The following is a 1,082-nucleotide window of genomic DNA, read 5'->3' as shown; positions in this document are numbered from 1 at the left end:
GCACGTCGACCTGCCGAAGCTTCGCGACGATCTCTTCCGGCTTGTGTCTCTTCTGGGGCATTCTTGCATCCTCCAACTGGCCCGTAAGCCATACTTCAGGGAGGACCACTTTTCAGGGGGCAGACCATGCTCTCCTGTCAGTTCCACCATTTTTCGCTTTGAAAGCATCAGACATTTCTGCCTTTCTCGTCAGAGGATGTGCCTCTGCCGCGCAGATCGGTGCTGTTTTCCCTACGCAAATTTTGTGCTGCCTCGATCCTTGCATATGGCGTGTCGATCGTTTCGCAGCGCTGATCCCTGTCATATTCGATGACGACCCATGAGCGACCGCTTCTTCGTCGTGACGGGCGGCCATGGTACGGGCAAGACAAGCCTGATCACCGAACTCGCCCGCCGCGGCCTCCAAACAATTCCCGAATCCGGCCTCGCGATCATCCGTGAGGATGATGGCGAGCGGCGGAGACGCCCTCCCCTAGGCTGATCGCTTAACGGATGCTGGAGCGCGCGCTGAGCGCCCACAACGCCGCACAGGCGCTCGCGGGCCCCGTGATCTTCGACCGCGGCTTCCCGACAGCTTGGTGCCGTTATGCGTGAAACCTAAACTGCGCTCGGATACGAGCTCAAGGAGCTGCCGTACGCCGACATCCGATCGCGCGCCGACTTTGTCTGTAGGCAACTGGCTTTTCGACCGTCACCCTAGATGCCGCGGCAAAACCGCCAAAGCAGACAAGCAGAGCGGCCCCTCAGGATTCCTAATGGCCGATGACCTGCCACGGGATTTTTCCTCCACCGTCGATTAGAGTCCGGCTCAACCTGAGGACGGACAATGAAGCGAACGAGATTTACGGACGAACAGATCATCGGCTGCCCGGCAGGCGCATGCGCAGCATGCTGCCGAGAGGGGGCATCCTGGGCGAGCACGAGGCAGGCGCAAAATGCGCTGACCTGTGCCGCAGTTCAAGCGTCAAGCAAACGGTCCGGGGGACCGTTTGTAGCGCCGAACGGGATGTCCGAAGGCACCTTTTACAACTGGAAAGCCAAGTTCGGCGGCATGACGGCGGTGGAGGCCAAGCGGCTGAAGG

The 1,082-nt window shown here is 60.1% G+C and carries 1 protein-coding gene and 1 pseudogene; both read left to right on the top strand.

Translation table 11 applies throughout. The features are described from left to right. Nucleotides 1-319: 319 nt before the first annotated feature. The gene (locus PAA8504_RS22660; RefSeq protein WP_245897737.1) at nucleotides 320-481 is read left to right on the top strand and encodes an AAA family ATPase; all 162 of its coding nucleotides are present in this window, start codon (nucleotides 320-322) and stop codon (nucleotides 479-481) included. Between the two features lie 345 nt (nucleotides 482-826). Continuing rightward, nucleotides 827-1,082, top strand: a pseudogene (locus tag PAA8504_RS22250) (transposase); the annotation flags it as partial.

This window comes from Palleronia abyssalis (genome assembly GCF_900302445.1).
GTDB lineage: Bacteria > Pseudomonadota > Alphaproteobacteria > Rhodobacterales > Rhodobacteraceae > Palleronia > Palleronia abyssalis.
The sequence above is the reverse complement of the archived record's forward strand: the minus strand, read 5'-3'. Positions and strand labels throughout refer to the sequence as shown.